This window comes from Herbaspirillum sp. Her4, from assembly GCF_057961335.1.
Genome location: NZ_CM176330.1, coordinates 4,555,574 through 4,575,718, shown reverse-complemented (window position 1 = coordinate 4,575,718; position 20,145 = coordinate 4,555,574). Strand labels below are relative to the sequence as shown.

17 protein-coding genes and 2 tRNA genes are annotated in these 20,145 nt (G+C 57.5%); 16 read left to right on the top strand and 3 right to left on the bottom strand.

Translation table 11 applies throughout. The features are described from left to right. Window positions 1-7 precede the first annotated feature (7 nt). Genes ACWFUC_RS20665 through ACWFUC_RS20640 form a run of 6 tightly spaced genes read left to right on the top strand, consistent with a single transcriptional unit; the run spans window position 8 to window position 6,104 of the window. A complete protein-coding gene (locus ACWFUC_RS20665; RefSeq protein WP_489623160.1) occupies window positions 8-901 on the top strand; it encodes a sugar phosphate isomerase/epimerase family protein in 894 nt (297 codons plus the stop codon). Between the two features lie 2 nt (window positions 902-903). Beyond that, complete coding sequence (locus tag ACWFUC_RS20660; RefSeq protein WP_489623159.1) at window positions 904-1,968, top strand: isopenicillin N synthase family dioxygenase; 1,065 nt, start codon at window positions 904-906, stop codon at window positions 1,966-1,968. A gap of 51 nt (window positions 1,969-2,019) precedes the next feature. Beyond that, on the top strand, window positions 2,020-2,832 hold the full coding sequence (locus tag ACWFUC_RS20655; RefSeq protein ID WP_489623158.1) for a transporter substrate-binding domain-containing protein: 813 nt from the start codon (window positions 2,020-2,022) through the stop codon (window positions 2,830-2,832). A 30-nt stretch (window positions 2,833-2,862) separates the two neighbouring features. Continuing rightward, window positions 2,863-4,392 (top strand): amino acid ABC transporter permease/ATP-binding protein, encoded by a 1,530-nt coding sequence (locus tag ACWFUC_RS20650; RefSeq protein ID WP_489623157.1) that lies wholly within the window; start codon window positions 2,863-2,865, stop codon window positions 4,390-4,392. Window positions 4,393-4,399: 7 nt separating this feature from the next. Next, the gene (locus ACWFUC_RS20645; RefSeq protein ID WP_489623156.1) at window positions 4,400-5,149 is read left to right on the top strand and encodes a class II aldolase/adducin family protein; all 750 of its coding nucleotides are present in this window, start codon (window positions 4,400-4,402) and stop codon (window positions 5,147-5,149) included. A 10-nt stretch (window positions 5,150-5,159) separates the two neighbouring features. Beyond that, window positions 5,160-6,104: a 2-hydroxyacid dehydrogenase gene (locus tag ACWFUC_RS20640; protein WP_489623155.1), complete on the top strand. Its 945-nt coding sequence runs from the start codon at window positions 5,160-5,162 to the stop codon at window positions 6,102-6,104. Window positions 6,105-6,187: 83 nt separating this feature from the next. On the opposite strand, the gene ACWFUC_RS20635 is transcribed toward ACWFUC_RS20640, so the two are convergent. After that, complete coding sequence (locus ACWFUC_RS20635; protein WP_489623154.1) at window positions 6,188-8,407, bottom strand: alpha/beta hydrolase domain-containing protein; 2,220 nt, start codon at window positions 8,405-8,407, stop codon at window positions 6,188-6,190. Window positions 8,408-8,935: 528 nt separating this feature from the next. Here ACWFUC_RS20635 and ACWFUC_RS20630 point away from each other — a divergent pair. From ACWFUC_RS20630 to ACWFUC_RS20585, 10 genes are all read left to right on the top strand, one after another. After that, window positions 8,936-9,910, top strand: a complete 975-nt coding sequence (locus ACWFUC_RS20630) for a DUF4123 domain-containing protein (RefSeq protein WP_489623153.1) — start codon at window positions 8,936-8,938, stop codon at window positions 9,908-9,910. A gap of 9 nt (window positions 9,911-9,919) precedes the next feature. After that, window positions 9,920-12,727 (top strand): T6SS effector BTH_I2691 family protein, encoded by a 2,808-nt coding sequence (locus ACWFUC_RS20625; RefSeq protein ID WP_489623152.1) that lies wholly within the window; start codon window positions 9,920-9,922, stop codon window positions 12,725-12,727. Then, window positions 12,727-13,461 (top strand): putative type VI secretion system effector, encoded by a 735-nt coding sequence (locus tag ACWFUC_RS20620; RefSeq protein WP_489623151.1) that lies wholly within the window; start codon window positions 12,727-12,729, stop codon window positions 13,459-13,461. Before ACWFUC_RS20625 ends, ACWFUC_RS20620 begins: the two co-directional genes overlap by 1 nt. Window positions 13,462-13,472: 11 nt before the next feature. Further along, a complete protein-coding gene (locus tag ACWFUC_RS20615) occupies window positions 13,473-14,231 on the top strand; it encodes a putative type VI secretion system effector (RefSeq protein ID WP_489623150.1) in 759 nt (252 codons plus the stop codon). Between the two features lie 11 nt (window positions 14,232-14,242). After that, on the top strand, window positions 14,243-15,001 hold the full coding sequence (locus ACWFUC_RS20610; protein ID WP_489623149.1) for a putative type VI secretion system effector: 759 nt from the start codon (window positions 14,243-14,245) through the stop codon (window positions 14,999-15,001). A gap of 161 nt (window positions 15,002-15,162) precedes the next feature. Beyond that, window positions 15,163-15,900, top strand: coding sequence for a putative type VI secretion system effector (locus tag ACWFUC_RS20605; protein WP_489623148.1), 738 nt, complete (start codon window positions 15,163-15,165; stop codon window positions 15,898-15,900). Between the two features lie 11 nt (window positions 15,901-15,911). Then, window positions 15,912-16,670 carry a putative type VI secretion system effector gene (locus ACWFUC_RS20600; RefSeq protein WP_489623147.1) on the top strand — a complete coding sequence of 253 codons (759 nt, stop codon included), beginning with the start codon at window positions 15,912-15,914 and terminating at the stop codon, window positions 16,668-16,670. A 161-nt stretch (window positions 16,671-16,831) separates the two neighbouring features. Beyond that, window positions 16,832-17,569, top strand: coding sequence for a putative type VI secretion system effector (locus ACWFUC_RS20595; protein ID WP_489623146.1), 738 nt, complete (start codon window positions 16,832-16,834; stop codon window positions 17,567-17,569). A 20-nt stretch (window positions 17,570-17,589) separates the two neighbouring features. After that, entirely contained in the window at window positions 17,590-18,339 is a 750-nt protein-coding gene (locus ACWFUC_RS20590) for a putative type VI secretion system effector (RefSeq protein ID WP_489623145.1), read from the top strand. A 20-nt stretch (window positions 18,340-18,359) separates the two neighbouring features. Continuing rightward, window positions 18,360-19,109: a putative type VI secretion system effector gene (locus tag ACWFUC_RS20585; RefSeq protein WP_489623144.1), complete on the top strand. Its 750-nt coding sequence runs from the start codon at window positions 18,360-18,362 to the stop codon at window positions 19,107-19,109. A 367-nt stretch (window positions 19,110-19,476) separates the two neighbouring features. Here the strand turns inward: ACWFUC_RS20585 and ACWFUC_RS20580 are convergent. Together ACWFUC_RS20580 and ACWFUC_RS20575 are read right to left on the bottom strand one after the other, a co-directional pair. Further along, window positions 19,477-19,561 (bottom strand) — tRNA-Leu (locus tag ACWFUC_RS20580). Between the two features lie 415 nt (window positions 19,562-19,976). Beyond that, a tRNA-Leu gene (locus tag ACWFUC_RS20575) sits at window positions 19,977-20,061 on the bottom strand. Window positions 20,062-20,145: the final 84 nt, after the last annotated feature.

Below are 20,145 nucleotides of genomic sequence, written 5' to 3'. Positions count from 1 at the left end.
GCCGGCCATGGAGCTGAAGATCATTCGCAGCGGCTGGGGCATGCAAGAACCCTGGAGCCGCTGCGTGGCCGAACTGCGCGAGGCCGGCTGCAGCGGCCTGGAAGCGCGCCTGCCGATGGCGCTGCAGGAGCGGCGCGCATTGCGCGACCGCCTGCAGGCCGAGGCGCTGGATTACATCGCCATCGTCTTCAGTGGCGTGGACGTCGTTCCGCGCCAGGCCGACCGGCCGGAGGTGCATTTGCAGCACCTGGCGCGCGCCTTCGATGCGGCGGCGGAACTGCAGCCCCGTTTCGTGAACCTGCTGGCCGGCAACGACCGCTGGCCCTTGGCGGAACAAGTCGATTTCCTGGGACGGGCGCAGGCCCTGGCCGATGATGCGGGCGTGCCTTGCAGTTTCGAAACCCATCGCGCCAGTTCGCTCTACAGTCCCTGGATCACACTGGACATCGTGCGCCAGCTGCCCCGGCTGCGCTACACCGCCGACATCAGCCACTGGGTCGTGGTCTGCGAGCGCTTGCTGGATGACCCGCTGGATGACCTCACGCCCTTCCTTGAGCGTGTACACCATGTGCAGGCGCGCGTGGGCTATGCGCAGGGGCCGCAGGTCCCCGATCCGGCCGCACCCGAATACGCGCTCGAGCTGGCGTTTCATCAGCGCATCTGGGAGACGATCTGGTCTTTCCAGCACGCCAGCGGCTATGCCACCAGTACGCTCACGCCGGAGTTCGGTCCGGACGGCTACCTGCATCTGCTGCCCTATACCCGCAGCCCCGTGGCTGACTTGTGGCAGCTCAATCGTTGGATGGCGCAGCAGGAGCGCGCGCATTTTGCACGCTGGTCACAACAGCATGGCATCGGTTCTTCGTCATCAACGCAGTCGTCTTCTACCGCAGGAGTTTGAACATGCATACCGGACAGCGCAATTTCACGGCCTTGCCCGTGATCGATATCAGCGGCCTTTATCGCGACGAGCCGGCACAGCGCCAGGCGGTTGCCGATCAGCTGGGAGCGGCGGCGCGCGAGGTCGGATTTTTCTACATCACCGGCCACGGGATCGATCCGCAGTTGATCGCCGGCCTGCGCGAGGCCAGCCGCGCGCTGTTTGCGCAGCCGATGCCGTGGAAGATGCGCTATTACATCGGCGATGCCTGGGGCCACAAGGGCTATGTGCCCGAGGGCGAAGAGGTCTATTCCAAGGGCCGGCCCGATCACAAGGAAGCCTTCGACATCGGTTTCGAGGTGCCGGATGACCACCCGCTGGTACTGGCCGGCACGCCCCTGATCGGCAACAACAAATGGCCCGAGCTGCCGGGTTTCAAGGAGGCCGTCTCCCGTTATTACGAGGCGGTGTTCGCGCTTGGCCGCACCTTGTTCCGTGGCTTTGCCCTGGCGCTGGGCCAGCCCGAGGATGCCTTCGAGTCCCTGGTGACCTGTCCGCCCTCGAAGCTGCGCCTGATTCATTATCCGGTCGACCTGGAAGCGGTCGATGCGCCCGGCATCGGTGCCCACACGGATTACGAATGCTTCACCCTGCTGCTGGCCGATCAGCCCGGCCTGGAAGTGATGAACGACCAGGGCGCCTGGATCGACGCGCCACCCTGTTCGGTGGTCGGCGAGGAAGCTTTCGTCATCAATATCGGCGACATGCTCGAAGTGATGACCGCGGGCGCCTTCCCCGCCACGTCGCACCGCGTGCGCAAGGTGCAGCAGGAACGCTATTCCTTCCCGTTATTTTTCGCCTGCGACTATCACACGCGCATCCGCCCCTTGCCGCAATTTGCCAGCGGATCTGAAGACGCGACCCGTTACGGTGAGCTGTCCATCGGAGAACACATGTATTCGCAGGCTCAGCAGACCTATACCTACCTCAAGCGCAAGGTGGAAGCAGGCGAGTTGGCGATGTCTGCGGACGCATTGAAGCCCGGCAGTTTTGGTTATACCCGGCCCCGGACGACGGCCGGTCATTGAGATCTCGTCCACATTTCTTTTTTAGCCCGCTTACAGAAGGAGTTCCGCGCCATGACCTACACCGCCCGCCGCATTTCGTTCAAGCGCAACCTGCTCACGCTGGCCCTGTCAGCCTTGCTGCCGGTAGCAGCGTCCGCGCAGACTATGGTCCCCGGCCAGCTCAAGGTCGGCATGGAAATCACCTACCCCCCTTTTGAATCCTGGCAGGGCGACAAGGTTGTCGGTTTCGATCCGGACATCGCCGAGATGCTGGGCCGGGAATTGAAGCTCAAGCCTTCCTTCATCGATACCAAGTTCCCCAGCCTGATCCTGGGCCTGGGCGGTGGTCAGTTCGATGCGATCATTTCCGGCATGTACATCACGCCCGAGCGCACTGCTCAGGCTGATGCCATTGCCTACGGCAAGACCGGTGCGGCCATCATGGTGGCCAAGGACGGCGGCGTCATGCCCAAGAGCGAAAACGACCTGTGCGGTCTCAAGGTCGGCCTGCAAGCAGGGACCAGCTGGGTCAACGCCTTGAAGAAACTCTCGGCCGAATACTGTGTGCCCCAGGGCAAGCCCGCCGTGGCCGTGAGCGAATTCCCGACCGCGCCGGAAGCCTCGCAGGCCCTGCTGTCGAAGAACATCCAGGCCCAGATGGAAATCGCCGGTGCCGCCAAGATGCTGGCCGAGCGCAGCAAGGGCCGCATCGTCATCAGTTCGCCGGCACTGGTGTATCCGCAGACGCTGGGCATCTACGTCAAGAAGGGCAATACCGTCCTGTACCAGGCTTTGCAGAAAGCGTTGGCAGCAGGCCATGCCAGCGGGGAATACGCAGCCCTCATCAAGAAATACGATCTTGAGCCCGTGGCGGTAGCCAAGTAACGTCGACCTTGAACCACCGGGAGCTCTCGCATGGCATTGGATTGGTCGTATTTCTGGTCCCTCTTTTCAATGGGGATCTTCTGGCGCGCGTGTCTCACGGTGGTCGAACTGGGTTCGCTGGTGTGGGTACTGGGCATGGTGCTGGGCTTCTTGCTGGCCTGCGCCCGCACCTCCGGCACGCGCTGGATCAACTGGGCCGCCGGGCTGTATATCTGGCTCTTTCGCAGCCTGCCGCTGCTGGTCGTGGTGGTGGTGGTCTTCAACCTGCCGCAAATTTTTCCGCTGACCCGCGCCGTTGTCGGTGATCCCTTCTTTGCCGGGCTGGTGGCCATGGTGCTCACTGAGGCCGCCTACATGGCCGAGATTCACCGCGGCGGCCTGCAGTCGGTCGCCCGTGGCCAGCGCGAGGCCGGACGTGCGCTGGCCTTGAGCCTGTTCGGCACGATGCGGCTGATCGTCATTCCGCAGGCGTTCCGGATCGCCTTGCCCACGCTCATCAACGAATATGTCACCATCATCAAGCTCACCTCGCTGGTATCGGTGATTTCCCTGCCCGAGCTGCTGATGACGGGCCTGCGGCTGTATTCGCAGAATTTCCTGGTGATGGAAACCCTGCTTGGCGTGGCCGTGTATTACGTGTTGCTGGTGACGCTCTTCAGCACGCTGCTGGCTTGGTTCGAACGCCGGCTGGATCTGCAGAAGCGCCGTCCCGCAACCCTGGTCGAGGCCGACTGCGCGGTCTTGCGCAAGCAGCTCGGCAGCTCGCCGGTCGCGCCGGCGGCCAGTCATGCTGCAGGCCAGCCGAGCGCATTGGAGCTGGTCAACATCCACAAAGCGTACGGACCGCATCAGGTGCTCAAAGGAGTGAACCTGAGCGTACGCAAGGGCGAGGTGATTTCCATCATCGGCCCCTCGGGTTCTGGCAAGACCTCGCTGATCCGCACCATCAATGCGCTGGAAAAGATCGACCAGGGCGAGATCATTATCTTCGGTGAAGGCTATATCAGCGCCAATGCCTCGCTCGACAGCAGGCTGGTGCGCCATGGCATCGGCCGCATCGGGATGGTGTTCCAGGGATTCAACCTGTTCCCTCATCTGAGCGTGCTGGAGAACGTATTGCTGGCACCGCGTTACCATCACGAGCCGGCCGATCCGGCGCTGCGCCAGACCCGGGCCCTGCAACTGCTGGACAAGGTGGGCCTGCTGGCGCACCAGCACAAATACCCGCACCAGCTCTCCGGCGGCCAGCAGCAACGGGTGGCCATTGCCCGGGCGCTGGCCATGTCGCCTGACGTGATGCTGTTTGACGAACCGACCTCGGCACTGGACCCCGAACTGGTCGGCGAGGTCCTGAAGGTGATTCAGGATCTGGCCCAGGAGGGCATGACCATGGTGATCGTCACGCATGAGATGGACTTTGCGCTGACCATCTCGGACCGCGTGCTGTTCATGGAAAACGGCCTGGTCCAGCTGGATGCATCGCCCCAGCACATCCGCCAGGCAACGACTACCGACGCCGCGACGCTGCGCGTGCGCCGCTTCATGGGATTGGACGCTTGAGATGACGATGACTACTGACGAACTCAGCCTGCGCCGCGACCTCGCCGCCGCTTATCGGCTGGCCGCGCTGTTCGGCTGGGACGACACGCTCTACACGCATTTCTCGGTACGGTTGCCGCGTGCAGCCCATGCCGCACCGGAGGATGACCGCTTCCTCATCAATCCCTTCGGGCTGATGTTCGATGAAGTGTGTGCCAGCGACCTGCTGGTGGTAGATCTGCAGGGGCGCGTGGTATCGGGCAAGGCTGATTACAACGTCGCCGGCTTCACCATCCACAGCGCCGTACACATGGCGCGCGAGGATGCCCACTGCGTGCTGCATACCCACACGCTGCCCGGCATGGCCGTGGCGGCCTGCGAGCAGGGGCTGCTGCAGCTCAACCAGATCAGTACCGAGTTCCACCAGCGGGTCGGCGTGCATGCCTATGAGGGCGTGGCCTTCGATCTGGATGAACGTACACGCATCCAGCAATCGCTGGGCAACAACATCGCCTTGCTGTTGCGCCACCATGGCCTCTTGTCAGTGGGGGCCACGGTGGCCGATGCATTTGCGATCATGTTCTACCTCAATCGCGCGTGCGAGATCCAGATGGCTGCCGCGCAAATGGCCACAGTCGCCGGACCGGTTACCGAGATTGCCGCGCACTTGAGCCAGCACGCCTGCGAGCAGCTGCAAAGCGTCGAACATGAGCGCCAGATCCTGTGGCAAGCCTGGCTGCGGCGCCTGGACCGACTGGATCCTTCCTACCGCGACTGAGGGCCACGCCATGCCGACCTTGTTGATTTGCAGCGCGACCGATGACCTCAGCGACCTGCACGCGGTGTTTCGTGAAGAGGCCGCGCGCCGCATGCCGGAGCTGCAAGTGCGGCTGTGGCCGGACCTGCCCGATGCGGGCGATGTGGAGGCGGTCGCCGGCTGGTATCCGCCGGCCGGGGTCATCGAGCGCTTGCCCAATCTGCGCCTGATTTCTTCCATTGCAGCCGGAGTCGATCATGTGCTCGGCGCTGCGCGGGCTCACCCTCTTGTGCCGGTGTGCCGCATCGTTGATCCCGCGCTGGCGGCAGGAATGGCCGAGTACGTCTTGTGGGCCGTGCTGTATTACCACCGCGCGCTGGACCAGGCGCTGCAGCAGCAGGTACAGCGTGTGTGGAAGATCCCGCCGCAAAAGCCGGCGCATCAGACCCATGTCGGCCTGATGGGGCTGGGTGCTCTGGGGAGCCATCTGGCCGGGGTGTTGCGAGGCCAGGGTTTCACTGTCAGTGGCTGGTCACGCTCCGTGCATCACATCGATGGGGTAAGCACCTATGCCGGTGACGATGCGCTTCATGCATTCCTGCAGGCACCCGATATCGTGGTCTGCCTCCTGCCGCTGACCGATGCCACCCGCAAGCTGCTGGGGCGCGACGTATTTGCGGCGATGAAGCCGGGTGCAGCGCTGGTGCATTGCGGCCGCGGAGAGCATCTGGTGGAGGACGACCTGCTGGAAGCACTGGACCGGCAGCATTTGCGCGGGGCGGTGCTGGATGTCTTTGCGCAGGAACCGTTGCCCGCATCAAACGCGTTGTGGTCGCACCCGCGCGTGGTGGTCACGCCGCATATGGCGTCGAGTGCACAGCCTGCGGTGATCGTCGGACAGATTCTGGACAACGTGCAGCGGGTACGCAGCGGGCAGCCTGTGCTGAATGGTGTTGATCGCGGTCTCGGGTATTAGGGCCCACCGGAAAGCTGCCTCACCTGAATACGTGAACATGCAGTCCATGGGCCGGCCTGCGCCCATGGACCCGGCAACATCACTCAGGGTTGCGGAATCAATTGCGGCGACACCTGTTGCGCATGAGCCGCAAACAGGTGTTCGGCATCCAGTGGTAGCAGATAGCCTTCCTGCACCAACTTGTCGCCAGCGGCCTTGATCTGCGCGGCATAGTCTGCCCGGCCATGGTAGCGCTGGTCGAGTGCAGGCCGGGGATCACTGCTGCTCCTGCTCGCACCACTCACGGCGAAAGGAATTGCGCTGCCCAGCGAAGAACAGGTTTCCCCTTGCGCGTGGCCGCCGGCGCGCAGGTTCCATCCCGTGTAAGTAGCCAGTGGTACTGCCACTTCCGGCTGGGCGATGCCGCCCAGCTCATTGCCATCGGCATCAACCTTGGGCACCAGAATGCGGTAGGGCCGCGTCACATCCACGACCGGGATGGCGTTGCGATAATCGGTGACGGCCAGCGGATTGTGGATGCCGCTGTAGGCCAACTGCAGTGGGGTTGGCGTGACTGTCCCTGAGGAGTCGGCCAGTGGTACCAGTACGTTGTCCAGTGCAGGGAAACCGATCGAGGCCTGGTCCGGCGTGACCGCCGTGCCGTTGGCCACCGTGGGGTAGCGCGAGGGTGGCGGCAACCGGTCTTTCGCCAGCCAGTTTTCCATCGCCGGAATCATGGCGCGCAGCACGGGAGCCTGCGTTACGGGGCTGGCCGGGAACTGGCACATGCTGTCCTTGCCGTTCCGCTTCACCACGCCATTCCTGATGCCGGCTCCGCCCGCGTGCTGGGTGCCTGAGATCAGGTAGTAGCGCACGTTGTCCGGCAAGACCAGATCCTTGCCCGCGCCGTCGGTCACCACCAGTGCACCGCGTCCTCCCCACCATTCAAAACTGCCATCGATCTGCATGATCTTCGGGCAAGTCGCGCTGGCAGTGCATCGCTTGAGCAAGCCGTCGGTCGCGCCACTGACGGGATCTTTCATCACGTTGTAGGCGAAGGGAAACTGGTCGCCCGGCATCCAGTGTTCTTCATGGCCCTTGGACCAGCGGCCTGGCTGGGAAAAGCGTTCATTGATCCAGGTGCGGCGTCCGCCCGGGATGATGGCCATCATGCCGTCGAAGACCTTGTTGCCCTGCGCATTCTTGTTGAATCCCATGTAGAGGAAGTCGCGCATGAAGCGGCCCGACTGTGAAATACCTTCACCGATAGTCAAGTCAACATTGCGCTTGTCGCGCGCCGTGCAGGACTGTTGGTCGACGCAGGCGGCGTTCTTCATATCGTTGAGGGGATTAGCCGTGCCGCTGGCATCGGCAGGCGCATCGCGCAGGAAGCTCACCAGGTCGCGGACCGCGGCAAAGCCGATCGCCATCACCTTGGGATGGGTGGCGGGATAGACGAAGCTGTAGATGCTGCCCTGGTCGGCGGGCACGGCCCCGCCTGCGGGGCCGGGGACTGCAGCGGGCGGAGTGAAGACCACGTTCACGCTGCCGTCCGCCTTGGGTTCGTAATGCCAGTCGGTCACCGGCGCAGAAGGAGCCTGGTAGTCCTGCTGGCCCTGCGCATTGCGCCAGGTCTGGCGCACGGTGAAACTCACTTGCGATTTGTCACGCAGGGAGGCAGGTGCGTACGAGAGTTTGAATTCGTTGTGTCCCTGATGAAAGTCGGGGATGTATTCTTCGCGGCTCAGACCGGTGATGGCGGAACCATCCTTGTTCGTGACCACCGGGAATTGTGTGCCCAGTGCGCCGTCGATGGCCGCGCCGGATTGCTTCAGATCACCCTGCCATCCACTCCAGACGATGGTGTAGCCGGCGCGCAGCAGGGAAGGGTAGGTGTCGCCGGGAGCCGGGCCGTTGCGCAGGGATTTGCCGCCGATGAAGAATTCCTCGGCCAGCTTGCGGCCGCGATTGGCCACGTCATAGAAGAGCACGCGACGTGCCTGGGTCGCCGACTTCGGACGCAGGATCACGAAGTCGGTCGTGTAGGAAACGTAGCCATGGGCGTCTCTGGGGGCCTTGTCGAGATCGGTGATGCTGGCATTGTCCGGGTGAAGCGGATTGAGCTTGCCGTGCACGACGCCCGAGATCAACTGGTAGGGGCCGGCCGCACCGGCTGGCGTTGCGCCACCGAAGGCATCGGCGGTCTGGGTGATTTCAAGCTGGTCGATGTAGCCGGACGGCCTGGCTGGTGAGTTGGCGGCGAGCGCCTGTCCCGTGGCTGCCGTGCCAGCTACGAGGGCCAGCAAGGTGAGGGTGGTTTTCATGGTCTCCGTAATTTTGTGGGAACGAGGAAGACCAAGCCTACCGCAAACTGGGATGACGGGTTTTATCGCTAACGCCAACGTCAATCCAATGAGGAAGCGATTTATGGATGAGCTGGGAATACAAAGTTGCTTCAGCCATTTCACGAAGTTGGTCCCGGCAAACCGCTGATGCCTGCCGGATCGCATATACCTCCCCTGCCACCGCCTCCCGGTTGGATTCCCTCGAAGCGGAAATAGGCAGCCCCGCCTGTTATTGCAAAGCGGGAACTAGTTCCCTCCGTCCCTCTCAAAGACGCACGCGCCATTTCCCCATGGCACGTAACAAATAATTAAGAAGCCTCACGTCGGATAACTCAGTTGCAATCCTGCGGCCTTCGCAGGGATGGCACGTTTGCCGAAGCATCCATTCGCATATCTTCGTTCCTGTAAGTCGATAGTGTTGCTGCATGGATATTCTGCGCGTAATCAGCATGCCAGCCCCGTCATCAAGCGCCGTGCTCGTGTGCCGATGTCGTATTGGAGATAAGCTTGAACGACCAACTCTCAACTGAGCCGATGAATGGCCACGCCGCACTGGCAGCGCCATGGGACGGCGTGTTGCAGCAACTGCATCGCGAGATTGATCAGCGTGGCGACGGCCGGTGTTTCGTCTGGGTTGACCCGGCCCAGGGCGAGCCCGAACTGGGAGAGGTCGACCCCGGCCTGCGCGTTAGCGTACCGATCGTGCATCCGCATTACGATCAGCGCTTCGCCCCCTATCTGGTGCCATTGAATCTGAACCGCTTCGGCGACGATTGTGTTTTCGCAGCCAGCATCGAACTCGCTTGGACGGCATGGAGCACGCCATTTCTGATGGCCCGCAGAGGAATGCCCATCAGTGGCTGGATCGTCAGTGACCTGGGTGCGCGCGAGGTTGCCGCGTATTGGGGAAGACACTGCTATCTGCATTTCGTGCATGGACGGACGCACCTTTTGCGTTTCCATGATCCCGGCGTGCGCGAGATGCTATGGCAGGACCTCGACGCCCGGCAGCGCGCCTTGCTGCTGCGCCCGGTAAACGCGGTCTTCTCATTGAACCGGCATCAGGCATTGGAGTCCTTCAGTGCAGCCTCGACGCCGGTCGCAGGGCTGGGTGCGGATGCATCCAACCGCCCTGATGAACAGTTGCAGCTCAGCGAGCAGCAATGGCAAAAGGTGAATGACTATGCCACCGTGCACGCCGCTTGGACCTATCTGCTGGGCGAAAACCTGGTCGGCCGTGATACCCCGGTTACCGAAGCCTTGCGACATAGCCTGGGCGCTGCTTCTTCTTATGGCGTGACGTCGGCGGACGACCGGATGCTGTTTCTGGTCTGTGGCTTGCGCTATGGCATCGGCTTTCACAATCACGTGCGCATGGCCGAGGTCTGGCGGCGCACCGCCAGCGGCGAGTCGCTGGTCGATGCCATTGAAGCCGTGTCCGGCCGCCCCTTCGAGCAACTGTCCAGCTATCTAATTGATTGAGTGATCGTCATGGCTTGCACCAACCCTCAACATCCCGACTGTCGAAACTGCAACAAGGATGGACTGGCGATTCTTCCGGTCCGTTATGCTGTCGTCCCGCTCAACATCCCGGGCGACATCCCGGCACCGCTGGGCAACAAGGTCACCAGCACCGCGCTGACGAACTACAAGTATGTGTTGCGCACGTTGCGCGCGGGTTTCGTCTACTTGTTCTATGAGCGCCACCCCTCCAACATCACCATCAAATGGGAGGCCTATGCTGTCTCCCCCGAGGGGACGTTGTGGAAGCGGCCCTCTCACCTTTACCCGGAGCCGGTCGCCACGGAACCAGTGTGCTCCCGAAGTGGTGACAATATTCCCGCATCAGTGATTCACATCGAGAAACCTGCCAAGTGTGGCCGCGTCTGGATAGCGTTTTCACAGCATGCATGGAGTGAGGCCACCTTCAAGGCTTTTGCCAACGACATCAAACTGCGCGATCAGCGCATGCAGACCTTTATCCCCAAGCTGTGGGTCAGTCAGGGTGGCTATCGTCACGGCATGGTCGCCACCGAAGGCAACGTGCAGAAGGTGCTCGAATACAACCCGGCCTATTCGCCCGACCTGCTCAATGAGAAGACCGCCACCGGTGTATTCGGTCGTAAGAACGGCACCTATGACCACGCAAAACTTCAGGCCAATACGACGATCCATCGATCCTTCAGCCGCAAAGACCAGGCCAAGCCCCTGGTGGCCAAGATGGAAGAAATCTGCACCCACGGCAAGGGCGAGAAATACAAGCCCATGATCATGGGCGTGTGGGACGCGCTGGGCATTGGTGTCGAACTCAACAACTTCCGCAATGAACCAGCGGGGTGGATGCATCGCTACAACACCGAGCTTCCGTTTCAGATCGATGGCATGCTGACCATCAGCAGTCTGAAGGATCTCCTGGAAAATCACGCAGGTGCCGTCGTCGATCGCAATGCGGATCTGGCCAGGCAGCGCGCGCAGCAGCATGACTTTGCCAAGGAACGGGCCGATGCCCAAAAGCTGCCCGCCGAGGCCAGGGCAAAGCGTCTCAAGGCAATCGAGGTACAGGAGTACGTGCAGTCCAAAGGCGTCGAAGTGGACAACGTCTACGAGAACCGCATCATGCACGCCACCATGCTGCCCGACGCCGCGCGCGACAAGGAGTATGCCCAGATCAAGGCCGATGCCGATACGGTGGTGACGTCGCGTGCCGCCTACAGGAAAGGCCGCGTTGAAAAAGCCTGGCCGCCGTATGCGGAGAAACTCGACATGAAGGCCTACGAGACCTTCAAGAAGAATTTCGAAAGCTTGCAGGATGAAGCCACGGCCCTGATCGAAAAGCGCACCGCCGACATGCTCGCGTGGATGCAGTCCCGGCATTTCCTGGATGGGCTGCGGGAGTACCACGGCGACGATATCCAGGATGCCGTCGCTTTCGAATCGCATGTCAGCGAAGTCACATTCCTGTTGAATACGACCAAGAGCGGTCGCGGCAAGATCGAAGAATGGGTCAATGATCTGCAGATCGCGGAATCCAACCTGATGTACCGTCTGTTGAGCATGAACCAGGATGCGGCGCGAACCGAAGTCTCGCAATTCCTGACCCAGGCCGAGACGTTCAGGAGCGAGCAGACCGCAGCCACGGTATGGAACTGGTATGCGTATATCCAGAAGTCGATGAAGGCCATCGCGGATTTATACAAGAAAGCGGCAGGCGTCTATAACGCCAACGAAAAGGCAAAGGCCGGTACCAACGTGGCTTTCAACGTGAAGCTTGAGCCCTACCGGCAGTTCGGCATCGACAAGACGGCCTCCACCTTCGGTGATTTCATCTTCAAGAAATTCAGACTCGACGGCAAGATGGCCGACATGGCCTGCGAGAAGATCATCCAGAGCTGGTTTGGTTTGCGTGCGGGTGTGGAAGTGGCTGCGGCGGGTGCGCTGGCCGATGCGCAGGCGCGTTATGCCATGAGCGGTCGGCTTGACATACTGGAGCGCGTGCGTGCATCCAAGAACCCGCTCTCGCCGGAGGTTCCTGAAAAGGAAACGGTGTCGTCCAGGACGCTCAAGCGTGACTGGGCCGCCTTCCGCGATTCAGAGAAGAGCGCCAGTGCCATGCGTGATGCACGCATGGCGTTGGTGGTGTTGCTGATCGAGAGCGGGAATTTCGCGAAGATGATGCATGACTGCATTGAGAAAGGAGATAGCAAGAGTCGGGCTGGACTGGCAGCTTCTTCGATGACGATCGCTAGCGGCGTCATTGATATCTGGGGGGTGGCGGTCAAGGAAATGCAGACGGCGAATGCGACGTCCTATCAAGTGATGAAGTTGGGTGGTGCGGGCTTAAGTGTTGCTGCGGGAATTATTGGTGTGGTCTTTGATTTCCAAGATATGCAAAAGGCAGGTAGCAGAGATCAAGCGGGAATCTATATGCTCTACTTGGCCAAAATCATTTTTGGTGTGGCTAATATTTTGGCGACTGGGGTCTCAGCCTTTACATACGCTGCGCCTGTCATTTTGAGATTGGGAGGGCGCGCAACGGTTGCGGAGGCGCTAGATCTGGCGGCCACTAGGGCTGCGTCTGTTATTGCTTGCCGAATCCTCTTTATGTCAGCAGGGATGTGGATTGGTGCACTCGTATTTGTTGTGCAGGTGGCTATTTGGGTCTTGAGCGATGACGATTTGGAGACTTGGTGCACGCTATGCGTTTTTGGTACAAAAAAGGGGGCTCAGGCCGCTTACAAGGATGCGGCCAAGCAACGTGATGAACTAGGTAAGGCATTGATCTCAGTAGGAGTTGGTTGATGGAAAAATACTTGCAAACGCCCGGGCAACAAGATGGCTTGATGAAAATAACCGGCACGATAAAAGGTTATGTCAGCAAGAGGGACGAGGCCAGCTTTGTCTTGACCAGGAAAGACAAAACCGGAATGGGTATGGTCGCTGTTGCGCTGGCAGCCACGGGCATTGGAGGGCAGGCGATCGGGACTGCCTCTAACGCCGCCAATATGCAGGAAGAGGCAGACTATGTGGAATTTGAGCTCGATGGGCGACCTGTCAAGGGCTGGCTATGGCGCAGTCCCTTCAAGGAAGGGGATGCGGTAGATGCAGTTGTCACTTGGCAAGGAGCGCATTTTGAGTTAGTGGCGCTTGCCAATCCAGGGGATAGAGTAATCGCGCTTTATCCACATTGTGTAAGAGGAAGACGTGCTTTTTATGCATTGGTTTTTCGCTGGTGGTTTATTTTTTGCGGAATAATCACGCCAGTCAGCACGTCTCTTCTTATTTGGTTGTCCGGTTCTTACAGATATCTTTTTTCGCTGCCTTTTTGGGGAGCATGGGCTGGAATAGCGCTAGGGTGGACCTTCGTTATTTTCATGTTAATGCGCCAATGGATCCCTTTCGGCAAAGCGGCGCAACGTGTCTTTTCAGTGTTGGGCTTGAAAGACCCATCCGGTGTTGATCTGAAGAAAACCACCCGGTCGCAACGCAAGCCGAGCGATCCGCCAGAAATGGGCGCGTTCTTCTTTCGTTATTAAATGAATTTGAAATGCCTTCTATGGAAAAAAACGCTGCATGTCAGGTAACGCTTGGCCAGGTTGAAACCGGCGAACTGATCATGATCAGCGGAACAATCCGGCATTACAGCTGCGAGCGAGGCGAAGCGAGCTTTGTTCTCACGCGCAAAGACAAAGCCAGGATGGGCATGGTCTCCGTTGCCTTGGCTGCGGCAGGAATGGGCGGGCAGGCGATCGCGACTGCCTCAAACGCAGGCAGTCTGCAGGAAGAAGCCGACCACGTTGAATTCGATCTGGATGGCAAGAAAGTCAGAGGCTGGCTATGGCGTAGCCCATTCAAAGAGGGCGACATCGTTGATGCTGCTGTTGTTTGTCAAGGGGAATATTTCGAGCTGGTCGCACTGGCCAATCCTGCTGACCGGACGATTGCCTTATATCCGCACTGCGTGCGAGGGCGGAGCGCCTTCTATACGTTGGTTTTTCGTTGGTGGTTTATTTTTGCCGGCATATACCCCGCTATTTTCTCCTTTCTTTTCTATTCTTTCGAACCATTTAAACGCTATCTCTTTCAACTTCCTTTTTGGCTTTGTTGGGGAGGTCTGATAGCAAGTGCAACCTTTGTTATTTTCATGCTGATGCTGCAATGGACGCCATTTGGGAAAGCGGCGCAACGCGTATTTTCTGTACTGGAATTAAGAGATCCATCAGGCGTCGACCTTAAAAAGACCTCCAAGGCACAACGCAAACCGGGTGATCCGCCAGAGATGGGCGCATTCTTCTTTCGTTATTAAATGAATTTGAAATGCCCTCTATGGAAACAAACGCCCCATGTCAGATAACGCTTGGCCAGGTTGAATCTGGCGAGCTGATCAAGATCAGCGGCACGATCCGGCATTACACCTGCGAGCGAGGTGAGGCGAATTTCGTTTTGGCCAAAAAAGATAAATACAGAATGGGCATGGTTGCGGTTGCTCTGGCAGCCACCGGCATGGGGGGGCAGGCCATAGGGACAGCGACGAACGCGTCACGGATAAATGAAGAGGCTGATTTTGTTAGCTTCGAACTCAATGGAAAGCGGGTGAAAGGCTGGCTGTGGCGAAGTCCATTTTCTGAAGGTGATGATGTGGATGTAGTGGCCGTTTGGCAAGGAGACTATTACGAACTCATGGCCATGGCAAAGCCCTCCGAAAGGCTTATTGCTTTGTATCCGCATTGCGCACGTGGAATAGGCGCTTTCTATTCGTCGGTGTTGAAATGGTGGTTTGCGTTTGCGGTATTGTTCGGGCTTGCCTCAACGGCAGTAGCGCTTTGGGCAGTCGGGCGACCAGAATTTATCTTTGGTGAAGATTTTTGGATAACTGGGGCAGGTGTGGTAGCTGGTCTAAGCTTCGTCACTTTTATGCTGGCGAGACAATGGGCTCCATTTGCCAAGACATCGCAGCGAATATTTCAGGTACTTGGATTGCCCAGTCCGGCCTCTGTTGATTTGAAGAAGACAAGTAAGGCACAACGTAAGCAGGGCGATCTACCAGAAATGGGGGCATTCTTCTTCCGGTATTGAGCAAATCAGCATCTCGCCGGGCGCCATTCACATGATGGTCGAAAGCCCAGTCTGGAGGCTTCTGCCCTCCTGAAGCGGAGGTTTTCTATTTCAAGTACTGAAGGATCAGAAAATAGCGACTGATAAAAACTGGGCAAAGCGTTGATCGCAGTAGGAGTCGGATGATGGATCAGTACTTGGAAGTGCCAGGCCAAGATAATGGCCTGATAAAGATAAGTGGTGAAATAAGAAATTATGTCAGCGAAAGAGGTGAGGCTAGTTTTGTCTTGACCAAGAAAGACAAGACAGGAATGGGTATTGTCTCCGTAGCCTTGGCTGCGGCAGGCATGGGAGGACAGGCGATAGCGACTGCTTCAAATGCGGCCAGTCTGCAGGAAGAAGCCGACTACGTGGAATTCGATCTGGGCGGCAAGAAAGTCAAAGGCTGGCTATGGCGGAGCCCATTCAAAGGAGGCGATGTTGTCGATGCAGCGGTTGTTTGGCAAGGAGAGTATTTCGAAATGGTCGCACTTGCCAATCCAGGTGATCGGACGATAGCGTTATATCCGCATTGCGTTCGAGGACGGCGTGCCTTCTATGCGTTGGTTTTTCGCTGGTGGCTTATTTTTGCTGGTGTATATCCAGCAGTTTTCACCTGTCTTGCATTTTCTTTCGGACGTTTGAGCCGGCATTTTTTTCAGCTTCCTTTTTGGCTTTGTTGGGGCGGTCTTGTTGTAGGTATAACCTTTGTTATTTTCATGCTGATGCTGCAATGGACGCCATTTGGGAAAGCGGCGCAACGCGTATTTTCAGTACTGGGATTAAGAGATCCATCAGGCGTGGATCTAAAAAAGACTACCAAGGCACAACGTAAGCCGGACGATCCGCCAGAGATGGGCGCGTTCTTCTTTCGTTATTAAATGAATTTGAAATGCCCTCTATGGAAACGCGCGCCCAATGCCAGGTAACGCTTGCCCAGGTTGAAACCGGCGAGCTGATCAAGATCAGTGGCACGATTCGGCACTACACCTGCGAGCGCGGCGAGGCGAGCTTTGTTCTCACGCGCAAAGACAAAGCCAGGATGGGCATGGTCTCCGTTGCCCTGGCTGCGGCAGGCATGGGAGGACAGGCGATTGCGACTGCCTCAAATGCGGCCACTCTGCAGGAAGAAGCCGACTACGTCGAATTCGATCTGGGCGGTAAGAACGTCAAAGGCTGGCTATGGCGGAGCCCGTTCAAAGAAGGCGATGTCGTCGACGCAGCCGTTGTTTGGCAAGTAGAGTATTTCGAACTGGTCGCACTGGCCAATCCTGCTGACCGGACAATTGCGTTATATCCGCACTGCGTGCGAGGGCGGCGTGCCTTTTACATGCTGGTTTTTCGTTGGTGGTTTATTTTTTCTGGAATATTTTCTCCTGCGGCCATCTTATTCGTTTTTCTAGCGTTCGGTTTTAATCGCATTATTTTTAAGTTCCCATTTTGGCTCGCATGGGGGGGGCTTGCATTTTTTTGGACCTTTATTATTCTCATGCTGATGCTGCAATGGACCCCATTCGGTAAAGCGGCGCAACGTGTATTTTCCGCGCTGGGATTAAAAGATCCATCAAGCGTATATCTCAAAAAGACCACCAAGGCACAAAGCAAGCCGGGCGATCCGCCAGAGATGGGGGCATTCTTCTTCCGGTATTGAGAAAATCAACTCCTCGCCGGATGCCATTCATATGGTGGCCAAAAGTCCAATCTGGGAGCTGCTGCCCTCCTGAACTTGGTGCTTACTATTTCAAGTATTAAAGTGACAGAAAATAGCGACTGATAAAAACTGGGCAAAGCGTTGATCGCAGTAGGAGTCGGATGATGGATCGGTACTTGGAAACGCCAGGCCAGGCAGATGGCCTGATAAAGATCAGTGGCGAAATAAAAAATTACGTCAGTAAGAGAGATGAAGCCAGTTTTCTCCTGACCAAGAAAGACAAGACAGGAATGGGCATGGTCTCCATTGCCCTGGCTGCGGCAGGCATGGGAGCGCAGGCAGTCGCGACTGCATCAAACGCGGCCAGTCTGCAGGAAGAAGCCGACCACGTTGAATTCGATCTGGATGGCAAGAAAGTCAGAGGCTGGCTATGGCGTAGCCCATTCAAAGAGGGCGACATCGTTGATGCTGCTGTTGTTTGGCAAGGAGAGTATTTCGAGCTGGTCGCACTGGCCAATCCTGCTGATCGAACGATTGCGCTATATCCGCACTGCGTGCGAGGGCGGCGCGCCTTCTATACGTTGGTTTTTCGCTGGTGGTTTATTTTTGCTGTCATATTTCCGACAGTTGTCGCCTTTCTTTTCTTTTCTTTCGGACGTTTTAGCCGACATCTTTTTCAACTTCCTTTTTGGATTTTGTCGGGAGGGCTGATGGCAAGTGCAACCTTTGTTATTTTCATGCTGATGCTGCAATGGACGCCGTTCGGTAAAGCGGCGCAACGTGTATTTTCCGTGCTGGGGTTAAACGACCCATCAGGCGTGGATCTAAAAAAGACTACCAAGGCACGACGTAAGCAAGGCGATCCGCCAGAGATGGGCGCATTCTTCTTCCGCTATTAAATGAATTTGAAATCCCCTCTATGGAAACAAATGCCCCATGCCAGATAATGCTCGGTCAGGTTGTGACCGGCGAGCTGATCAAGATCAGCGGCACGATTCGGCACTACACCTGCGAGCGCGGCGAGGCGAGCTTTGTTCTCACGCGCAGAGATAAGGCCAGGATGGGCATGGTCTCCGTTGCCCTGGCAGTGGCAGGCATGGGAGGACAGGCCATTGCGACTGCCTCAAATGCGGCCAGTCTGCAGGAAGAAGCCGACTACGTGGAATTCGATCTGAATGGAAAGGAAGTCAAAGGTTGGCTATGGCGTAGCCCATTCAAAGAGGGCGATGTCGTCGATGCTGCGGTTGCTTGGCAGGGGGACTATTTTGAATTAGTCGCACTCGCAAAGCCATCTGACCGAATGATTGCACTGTATCCACATTGTGTACGAGGGAGGCGTGCTTTTTACACGCTTGTATTCCGTTGGTGGATAGTTTTTGCAGGAATATTTCCACCTGCTTGCACGTCTTTGATCATCTGGGCGTCAGGATTTAATGATTTCTTTTTTGAGTTTCCGTTCTGGGCAACATGGGCCGGTTTTTCGGCAGGTTGGACTTTTATTATCTTCATGCTGATGCGGCAATGGATCCCGTTTGGTAAAGCTGCGCAACGCGTATTTTCAGTACTGGGATTAAAAGATCCATCAGGCGTGGATCTCAAGAAGACGACCAAGGCGCAACGCAAGCAAGGCGATCCGCCAGAGATGGGCGCATTCTTCTTCCGTTATTAAATCAATTTGAAATACCTTCTATGGAAACAAACGTCCCATGTCAGGTAACGCTTGGCCAGGTTGAAACCGGCGAGCTAATCAAGATGAGCGGCACGATCCGGCATTACACCTGCGAGCGTGGCGAGGCGAGCTTTGTTCTCACGCGCAAAGACAAAGCCAGGATGGGCATGGTCTCCGTTGCCTTGGCTGCGGCAGGCATGGGAGGACAGGCGATCGCGACTGCTTCGAATGCGGCTAGTCTGCAGGAAGAAGCCGACTACGTGGAATTCGATCTGGGCGGCAACAAAGTGAAAGGCTGGCTATGGCGTAGCCCATTCAAAGAGGGCGATATCGTAGATGCGGCGGTTGCTTGGCAGGGTGAGTACTTTGAGCTGATTGCAGTTGCAAAACCAGCGGATCGGTTAATTGCTTTATATCCGCACTGCGTGCGAGGTCGGCGTGCTTTTTACGGATTGGTATTTCGATGGTGGTTTATTTTTGCGGGAATATATCCTCCAGTATTCACTTTTCTTTTGCTGTGGCTCGGCGGAATGACAAGAGCTCTTTTCAAGCTTCCGTTCTGGATATCTTGGGGTGGATCTGCGGCAGGTTTCACCTTTGTCATATTTATGCTGACGCTTCAGTGGACTCCATTCGGAAAGGCAGCACAACGCGTATTTTCCGTTCTTGGATTAAATGATCCATCAGGCGTGGATCTCAAAAAAACCACCAAGGTACAACGCAAGTCGGGCGATCCGCCAGAGATGGGTGCATTCTTCTTCCGGTATTGAATGCGCCCAGAACACAAAAGTCCGACTGACTTTCGTCAATCGACCTTTTCTATTTTGCTGCCCACGGAGGACCTCGGTCACGTCCCGCGACCCCGTCCGGCCGTGCAAGGCCGGACTTTCTCGTCCCTCCCGCAAAGCGCGCAGGCGCTTTGCTCGTGTGCCCCAAAACGCAAAAGGCCGGTTGATTTTCATCAACCGACCTTTTTTGTTTTGGTGCCCACGGAGGACCTCGATCACGTCCCGCGACCCCGTCCGGCCTTGCAAGGCCGGACTTTCTCGTCCCTCCCGCAAGGCGCGCAGGCGCCTTGCTCGTGGACCCCAAAATACAAAAGGCCGACTGACTTGCGTCAATCGACCTTTTCTATTTTGGTGCCCACGGAGGGACTCGAACCCCCACACCTCGCGGCACATGGACCTGAACCATGCGCGTCTACCAATTCCGCCACGTGGGCCTTCTGCAAATGCGTTCAAACTGCATTGCTTGAAAGAGGCTGCATTCTAAGCGACAACTTTTAAGTTGTCACCTATTTTTTAAAGTTTTTTATTCCAAAAAAACTAATAAAAAAATCGACGCTCAAGAGAGAAGAAGACCCCTGAAACCTAACAAATTGAAAAAGTGACTTTTGAATAAAACCACCAAAAAATTACACTATTTTCTGACCGAAGAAACGCAAAAGGTCGGTTGATTTTCATCAACCGACCTTTTATGTCTGGTGCCCACGGAGGGACTCGGTCACGTCCCGCGACCCCGTCCGGCCTTGCAAGGCCGGACTTTCTCGTCCCTCCCGCAAGGCGCGCAGGCGCCTTGCTCGTGGACCCCAAAATACAAAAGGCCGACTGACTTTCGTCAATCGACCTTTTCTATTTTGGTGCCCACGGAGGGACTCGAACCCCCACACCTCGCGGCACATGGACCTGAACCATGCGCGTCTACCAATTCCGCCACGTGGGCCTTCTGCAATCAGCGGTGACTTGCTGTGCTTGAAAGAGGCTGCATATTAAGGCCTATCAGGCTGATGGTCAACACCTAATTGAG